The organism is Methylobacterium sp. M6A4_1b (genome assembly GCF_053345175.1).
Genome location: NZ_JBKEZQ010000022.1, coordinates 55,957 through 63,569 on the forward strand (window position 1 = coordinate 55,957; position 7,613 = coordinate 63,569).

Sequence of the window (7,613 nt, forward strand, 5' to 3'; positions counted from 1 at the left end):
CGGCTCCGGAATGTATCCGACGACACCCCGCGGAACGAATCCGCGCCGGCCTCAACCGTTCGTTAACCCTGGTATCGCCTGAATTCGCGCTCACATTCCCTGCGAACGCATTGGCGGAGATCACCATGGCATTCGGCCGATCGGGTCAAACGGCGACCCTCTCCCTCGGAGCGGCCGCGGTCCTCCTGGCGATCTGTGGGCCGGCCCGCGCCGACTTCCAGGATTGCCTGGCCGGCCTGCAATCCCAGGCCGCGGCGCAGGGCATCTCGACCCAGACCTTCCGGGCGGCCACGGCCGGCATCACCTACGACGAGAAGGTGCTCGAGCTCAGCCAGGCCCAGCCCGAGTTCAAGACGCCGATCTGGGACTACATGGCCGCCCTCGTGGACGAGGAGCGCGTCGACGACGGCAAGGCCGCCATGCGTCAGCACGCGCAGGCGCTCACCAATGCCGAAGCCCGGTACGGCGTCGACCGGCACACCATCGCGGCGGTCTGGGGCGTGGAGTCGAACTTCGGCAAGAATCTCGGCAAGATGCCGCTTGTGCAGTCCTTCGCCACCCTGATCTGCGCCAACCACCGCCGGAAGGAGTTCTTCAAGGGCGAGCTGATGGCCACCCTGAAGATCATCGAGCGCGGCGACATCGATCCCTCGCGCCTCAACGGCTCCTGGGCCGGCGCCTTCGGGCAGACCCAGTTCATGCCCACCACCTACCAGCGGCTGGCCGTCGACGGCGACGGCGACGGCCGCCGCGACCTCGTCGATTCGGTGCCCGACGCAGTCGCCTCCACGGCGAACTTCCTCCGGGTCGCCAAGTGGAACAACGGCCAGCCCTGGGGTTACGAGGTGAAGGTGCCGCGCGGCTTCAACGCGGGCGCGGCCGGCCGCAAGAACAAGCACGCGGTGGCGCACTGGGCGTCGCTCGGGGTGACCCGCATCGACGGCCGCCCGCTTTCGGGCGAAGGCCCGGCGGGCATCCTGTTGCCGGCCGGCATCAACGGGCCAGCTTTCCTGGTGACGAAGAACTTCGACGCGCTCTACTCCTACAACGCCGCCGAATCCTACGGTCTGGCCATCGCGGTGCTGTCCGACCGGTTGCGCGGGCGCGGCGGCATCCAGGCCGATTGGCCGACCGACGATCCGCCGCTGTCGCGGGCCGAGCGCCGCGACCTGCAGGCCCGGCTGACGAAGCGCGGCTTCGACGTGGGCGAGCCCGACGGCAAGGTCGGTTCCAAGACCCGCGACGCGATCAAGGAGGTCGAGCGCAGCCTCGGCATGCCGGCCACCGGCCGGCCGGGGGCGAAGGTTCTCGAAGCGCTCCGGCGCGGATGAGCCGGCGCCGACTGTTCGGTTCGGGCTCGCCCTTCGAGACGGCCTATGGCTATTCCCGCGCGGTGGCGCAGGGCGGCTTCGTCTTCGTGGCGGGGACCACCGCCTACGACTACGCCAGCATGACGATGCCCGAAGGAGCGGCCGATCAGGCCGAGGCCTGCTGGCGCACCATTTCGGGCGTCCTGGCGGAGGCCGGCGCCGGCCTCGCCGATATCGTGCGCGCGACCTACTACGTGACCGACCGGTCGGATCCCGAGGCGATCCTCGGCGTCTGCGGCCGGGTGCTGGACGGGATACGGCCCGCCGCCACGATCGTGATCGTGGCCGGTCTGCTGCGTCCGGAGATGAAGGTCGAGATCGAGGTCACGGCGCTGCGGCCATAGGGAGGGCTCGACCATTGGGCGGACCGCTGATCGCGCTGACCGGTGCCACCGGCTTTATCGGGCGGCACCTGTTGCAGAGCCTGTCGCGGCGCGGCTTCCGCGTGCGCGTCCTGCTTCGGCGGCCGATCGAGGTTCCGGAAGGGGCGAGCAGCGCCGTCGTCGGCGACCTCACCCGCCCGATGAACATGGCGGCTGCGCTGGCCGGGGTCGATGCGGTGGTGCATTCCGCCGGCCTGTCCCCGACGATGTCCGGCAGGCCGGAGGACGATTTCCGGTCGTCGAACACCGAGGCGACCCTGCGCCTCGCCGAGGCCGCGATCCGGGCTCGGGTGCAGCGCTTCGTCTTCCTGTCCTCGATCCGAGCCCAGACCGGGATCTCGGCACCCGGCATCGTCACCGAGGCGGACACGCCCGAACCGACCGAGGCCTATGGCCGCTCGAAGCTCGCCGCCGAGACGGCCCTGGCCGGGACCGGCCTCGACTGGGTCGCCCTTCGTCCGGTGCTGGTCTACGGAGCCGGCGTGAAGGGCAACGTCGCGACGCTCCTGCAACTGGCCCGATCGGCCGCCCCGCTGCCCTTCGCGAGCCTCGATGCCCGGCGCTCGCTCGTCTCGGTGGAGTCGCTCGCGCAGGCGGTCGCCGTGGCGCTGGAGGCCCACGGGCCGCTCCGTCGTCCGATGATCGTGGCCGAACCCGATGCGCTGACGCTGGGCGAGATGATCGCCGCGCTGCGGTCCGGTCTCGGGCGCCGGGCCGGACTCCTGCCTGCGCCGGTCGCGCTCCTCGGACTCGCCTGCCGGCTCGCGGGGCAGGAGGCGGCCTATGCACGCCTCTCGACCAGCCTCGTCGCCCGCTCCGACGCGCTGCCCGCGCTCGGATGGGCGCCGGGCGGCACGGCATGGGACGGACTGGAACGCTTCGCCCGGGCTCAGGCATGACGAAGGCCCGGCGCAGAACGCCGGGCCTCGATCAACTCAGAGCACTGACAGGCAGCCGGATGTCAGCGCCGCACGTCGATGACGTCGCCGGACCGGCTGTCGAGAACGACCGTTATGTCGTCGCCGCGGCGGTCCGAGCCGCGAACGATCATGCGCGGACCGCGCCGGTCGACGCCATCCACGTCGACGAGGCCTTCGCGGCGGGCGATGCGGGCCGCCTCGCCCCGGCTCAGCTCGCTGCGCGGCGGGCCGCGGTCGTCGTAGCCGCGTCGGTAGCCGGGATCGACCTGGACGCCGCCGGGTCCGATCGAGATTCCCTGTGCGAAAGCCGGAGCCGTGGTGAGGCCGAGGGCTATGATGCCGCTGGCAAGAATATTCGTACGCACGAAGGCGCTGGTGCGAAATGGCATGGTGTCTTCCCCCTCGTGCGGGTCCGAGTTCGGCGACCGACGGCCACCGCATCGAATCCCGCGATCCGGGCCTCAATCGACAAGGGTCCGCTTTTGTTCCTGTGCGGCGTCAACGCACCGCGCGGATCGCCGCCGCGACGGCGTCGTCGGTCTGGTCGATGTCGGGCGCGTCGATGTGTCGGAAGCGCGCCTGGATCAGGCCGAAGGCGCCAAAGGCGAAGTGGCCCGCCGCCACGATGGCGAGAAGCACCCAGCCGTAGGGCTGCGCGCGCAGGGCCGCAAAGGCGCCGGCAAGGCCCTTCACCTCGGAGGAGGCCTGATACCAGGCCGCCGCGATGAAGAAGCCGCCGATGATCAGGAAGGCGATGCCTCGGGCGGCATAGCCGAACTGGCCGATGGGCTTGGCCCAGCGGCAGTGCGCGGCATCCAGCTTGAGGCGGTCGGTGACGTCGCCCTTGTACGCCTTGACCAGGAAGGCGACGCCGCCGCCCATCACGCCGAGTCCGATCAGGCCGACGAGCCAAAGGCCGAACGGTTTGGAGAGCAGCCAGGCCGTCCAGTCCTGGGCGGCATCGCCGCCCTTGCGCCCGAGCCCGAGGGCGAGCCCGGCGGCGGTGATGGCGAGGCCGGTATAGATCACGGCGCTGAGAAGGTGGGCGAGACGGACGACCGTGCCCTTCGGCGAGGTGCCGCGCCGGTCGGCGTCCGTGACGCTCTCGATGAAGCGCCAGACGGCGAAGCCCAGGAGGCCGAGCGCGATCAGGCCGACGAGGAAGACGCCGAACGGCCCGGCCAGGACCCAGCGGAGCGCGCTCTCGCTGTCGCCGGCGCGGCCGCCCTGGCCGATGGCCGCCAGCACCGCGAGTCCGCCGACGATGCAGTAGACGATCCCGCGAGCCCCGTAGCCGAAACGGGCCACTCGCTCGATCGTGTTGTGTCCGAGATTGAGCAAGGTGTTTCCCGGTGTCCCGCGTCGTTATCCGTCGGTGGAACGCGCAGCCTTGCCGGATAGTGCCACGTAGAATCCGAGACCGTCGCCGGACGGCAGGGTCTGGAGACGATCGACCAGGCCCTTGCGCTTTGCATCGAGAAGCAGGCGCCCGATCGGCTGGAACAGGGTCTCGCCTCCGCCCTCGGGCGGTGGGGCCAGGCGGATCGCCACCGTCTTGCCCTTCCCGAAGCGGCTGCGTTCCAGCATGTCCGCCAGGGAGGCCTCCGCCGTCGGGCGATTGGTCTCGCGCAGGTCGAGGACCGATTCCGCGTCGGTGACCCCGAGGGAACCGCGCAGCTTGTTGGCGTAGAAATCTTCGAAGTGAGGCACCGGGCGACTCAGTCCTGGCTGGAAACGAAGATGGGAACGCGAGGCGACAGCACGACGCCATCGTAGACGCCCGCGATCCACGCAGACAATGCCGGTTCCGCCTGATCGAGCGGATCTCGCCCATCTGCGGCCGGACACCACGCCTCGGCCGCATCGCACCGTCGGATCGCGATGCGCGCTGCATCCTGGCAGATCAGCATGATCGTCCGCGGGCGGCAATGTCCATGAGGGTATCTTCGCTCGGGTGGCGCCGCGCGGATGGCCGCGCGCCGACTCTCCGGGGCGGTTGCCATCCGGAAGCGCCGTACATCGGCTCACCGGTGCCGGCCGGCTACCCGACGGCGAGACGGGCGGGGCGGGCCACCCGAGTCTTGGTGATCGTATGACTCCGCCGCGGATGCCGGTCGCATAGGCCCGTTGCGCGTCCGAACCGATCGGCGACCGCAGGTGGGTACGGCGGCGAAAGCAAGTCCCATGCGCCATCGGAACCACACCGGTTCACCGCAAAAACCGGCCGGATCGCCGCCTTTGGTACCTGTGCGATCCGCCGCATCGCAATTCGATACCTATCCTTTGGCCATCTCGACTCTGCGTTGCAGGACGACCGATGATTGTTTTCCTGGATCGACCACGGAGTGGGTCGCGATGAGTGGATTTCGTTTCGGCGCCACGCCGCATGGACCCCGACAGACATGCCAGTGATTTCAATCTGCATCCCGACCTACAATCGGGCGGGCATGCTGACGGAACTTCTCGACAGCATCATTGCTCAGGGTATGGAGGACGAGATCGAGGTCGTCGTGAGCGATGACGCTTCTCCCGACGGCACCGTCGCGATGGCCGAGAGTTATCGTGGCCGAATCAAGAATTTCGTCCTTATCGCTCAGCCGACCAATCTGGGTCTGGACGCCAATTTCTTGGCCGTCGTCGCGGCCGCGACGGGCGATTACGTCTGGCTGATGGGTGATGACGACCGGCTCGAACCGGGCGGATTGGCGCGTGTGCTGGGCGCGATCAGACGCTGGCCCGGTGTGTCGGGCCTGACCTTGGGGGTGATCGACTACGACGTGACGCTACGGCACCCGACCGGCGTCCGTCATACACCGCCCACCCAGTTGATCGTGGACGCCGCGACGCTGTTCGCGACGATCGGCGATCTGCTCGGCTTCATGTCCGCGCTCGTGATCGATCGTGCGAAATGGAATGCGGTCGCTTCCGATCCCCGTATCGCGGCCTTCAAGAACTATTACGTCCAGGTCTACATCATCGGCCGCGTCTTCGAACGCTTCGGGCAATGGGGGGTGGTGCAGGAACCCTGCGTCGGCTTCCGTTCGGACAATGATCAGTTCAAGACCAAGTTCGGCTGGTTGGATCGCCTGAAGATCGATGTCGCGGGTTACGATCAGATCGCCTCCGCGCTGTTCGCCCACCAGCCCCAGGCGCGCACCGCCTTCCGCCGACGGATCTTCGACTCGCACGTGATGGCGCGGCTGAACAACGCCAAGCTGGGCTCCGTGCGAACAGCGGCGTCGATCAGCGCGATCCGGTACCTGTACCGGCCTTATCGCACCATGCCGCGCTACTGGACTCGCGCTGTGCCGACGCTCCTGGCACCGCGATGGTCGATCCGCATCGCGCGGGTCGCCTACCAGCGCCTGTCACAGAATTCCGGGGCGGCGCGCGCACGCAGGCTCGGAAAGGCGTAGCCACGGCGCGAACCGGACCCGCCGCGCCGCACGAGTAGGACCACCGGCGCCCGCCCCGGGGCGCCGGTGATCTCCTACGCTCTGGACCTGGTCGGGGCGTCCCGACTCAGCCGTGCACGAGGACGTTGCGGAACTGCCATGGGTCGCTGGTGTCGATGTCCTCGGGGAACAGGCCCGGGCGGCCGGTCAGCGGCGTCCAGTCGGTGTAGACGCCGATGACGGGGCCGAGATACGGGGACTGCACTTCGAGGCAGCGTCGGAAGTCCATCTCGTCGGCCTCGACGATGCCGGCCTCCGGGTTCTCCAGCGCCCAGACCATGCCGGCGAGCACGGCGGAGGTCACCTGCAGGCCGGTGGCGTTCTGGTAGGGGGCGATGCGGCGGGTCTCCTCGATGGAGAGCTGCGAGCCGTACCAGTAGGCGTTCTTGGCGTGGCCGTAGAGGAGCACGCCGAGTTCGTCGATGCCGTCCACGATCTCGGTCTCGTCGAGGATGTGGATCTTTTCCTGGACCTTGCCGCCATTGCCGAACATCTCGTGCAGCGAGAGCACGGCGTCGTTGGCGGGGTGGTAGGCGTAGTGGCAGGTCGGCCGGTAGGCGGCGCGCTCGCCCTCGCGCACCGTGTAGTAGTCGGAGATCGAGACGGCCTCGTTGTGGGTCACCAGGAAGGCGTATTGCGACTGGGCCGTGGGGGTCCAGGAGCGCACGCGGGTGTCGGCGCCGGGCTGGAGCAGGTAGATGGCGCAGCGCGAGCCCTTCTCCTGCTCGCGGCCGTTCTCCGGCATCCAGGTCTCGTGGGTGCCCCAACCGAGCTCGGCCGGCTGATTGCCCTCGGAGACGAAGCCTTCCACCGACCAGGTGTTGACGAACACGCCCATCGGCTTGGCCGACTTGGCGCGCTGGGTGTCGCGCTCGGCGATGTGCACGCCCTTGACGCCGACCGCGCGCATGAGCGCGGCCCAGCCGGCGCGATCCTTCGGCTCGGCGGTCTTCAGGCCGAGATCGCCGGCGACGTTCAGGAGCGCCTGCTTGACGAACCACGAGACCATGCCGGGATTGGCGCCGCAGCAGGACACGGCGGTGGTGCCGCCGGGGCTGGCGGTGCGCGCGTCCAGGATGTCCTGGCGCAGGGCGTAGTTGGTGCGGTCGCCCTGGCTCCTGTCCTTGTCGAAGTAGAAGCCCGGCCACGGCTCCGCGACGGTGTCGATGTAGAAGGCGCCGAGTTCCCGGCACAGTTCCATGATCGCCCGAGACGAGGTGTCGACCGAGAGGTTGACGCAGAAGCCCTGGCCGCCGCCTTCCGTGAGCAGCGGCGTCAGCACGTCGCGATAGTTCTCCTTGGTCAGCGCCACCTGCTCGAAGCGCAGGCCGTGCTTGTCGGCCAGGGACCTGTGCGCGTCGGAGGGCTCGACGACCGTGAAGCGGGCCTTGTCGTAGTCGAAGTGACGCGCGATCAGCGGGAGCGTGCCGCGCCCGATGGAGCCGAAGCCGATCATCACGATGGGGCCGGTGATGCGGCCGTGGA

9 protein-coding genes are annotated in these 7,613 nt (G+C 69.0%); 4 read left to right on the forward strand and 5 right to left on the reverse strand.

Annotated elements, in window-relative coordinates; genetic code table 11:
* Positions 1–125: 125 nt before the first annotated feature.
* From ACLBWX_RS18215 to ACLBWX_RS18225, 3 genes are read left to right on the forward strand one after another with little or no spacing between them, the layout of a single operon-like run.
* The gene (locus ACLBWX_RS18215) at positions 126–1,331 is read left to right on the forward strand and encodes a lytic murein transglycosylase (RefSeq protein WP_447678412.1); all 1,206 of its coding nucleotides are present in this window, start codon (positions 126–128) and stop codon (positions 1,329–1,331) included.
* A complete protein-coding gene (locus ACLBWX_RS18220) occupies positions 1,328–1,714 on the forward strand; it encodes a RidA family protein (RefSeq protein WP_447678413.1) in 387 nt (128 codons plus the stop codon). Before ACLBWX_RS18215 ends, ACLBWX_RS18220 begins: the two co-directional genes overlap by 4 nt.
* Positions 1,715–1,728: 14 nt before the next feature.
* Complete coding sequence (locus ACLBWX_RS18225) at positions 1,729–2,652, forward strand: NAD-dependent epimerase/dehydratase family protein (RefSeq protein ID WP_447678414.1); 924 nt, start codon at positions 1,729–1,731, stop codon at positions 2,650–2,652.
* Positions 2,653–2,714: 62 nt separating this feature from the next.
* On the opposite strand, the gene ACLBWX_RS18230 is transcribed toward ACLBWX_RS18225, so the two are convergent.
* The 4 genes from ACLBWX_RS18230 to ACLBWX_RS18245 form a co-directional block, all read right to left on the reverse strand.
* On the reverse strand, positions 2,715–3,062 hold the full coding sequence (locus ACLBWX_RS18230) for a PepSY domain-containing protein (RefSeq protein ID WP_447678415.1): 348 nt from the start codon (positions 3,060–3,062) through the stop codon (positions 2,715–2,717).
* 109 nt (positions 3,063–3,171) lie between these two features.
* Positions 3,172–4,014 (reverse strand): DUF1206 domain-containing protein, encoded by an 843-nt coding sequence (locus ACLBWX_RS18235; RefSeq protein ID WP_447678416.1) that lies wholly within the window; start codon positions 4,012–4,014, stop codon positions 3,172–3,174.
* 24 nt (positions 4,015–4,038) lie between these two features.
* Positions 4,039–4,383: a hypothetical protein gene (locus ACLBWX_RS18240; protein WP_447678417.1), complete on the reverse strand. Its 345-nt coding sequence runs from the start codon at positions 4,381–4,383 to the stop codon at positions 4,039–4,041.
* A gap of 8 nt (positions 4,384–4,391) precedes the next feature.
* Entirely contained in the window at positions 4,392–4,583 is a 192-nt protein-coding gene (locus tag ACLBWX_RS18245; protein WP_447678418.1) for a hypothetical protein, read from the reverse strand.
* A gap of 492 nt (positions 4,584–5,075) precedes the next feature.
* On the opposite strand from ACLBWX_RS18245, the gene ACLBWX_RS18250 reads away from it, so the two are divergent.
* On the forward strand, positions 5,076–6,089 hold the full coding sequence (locus ACLBWX_RS18250) for a glycosyltransferase family 2 protein (RefSeq protein ID WP_447678419.1): 1,014 nt from the start codon (positions 5,076–5,078) through the stop codon (positions 6,087–6,089).
* A 106-nt stretch (positions 6,090–6,195) separates the two neighbouring features.
* On the opposite strand, the gene ACLBWX_RS18255 is transcribed toward ACLBWX_RS18250, so the two are convergent.
* Positions 6,196–7,613: homospermidine synthase (locus ACLBWX_RS18255; protein WP_447678420.1), on the reverse strand; the 1,418-nt coding region annotated here is incomplete at its 5' end.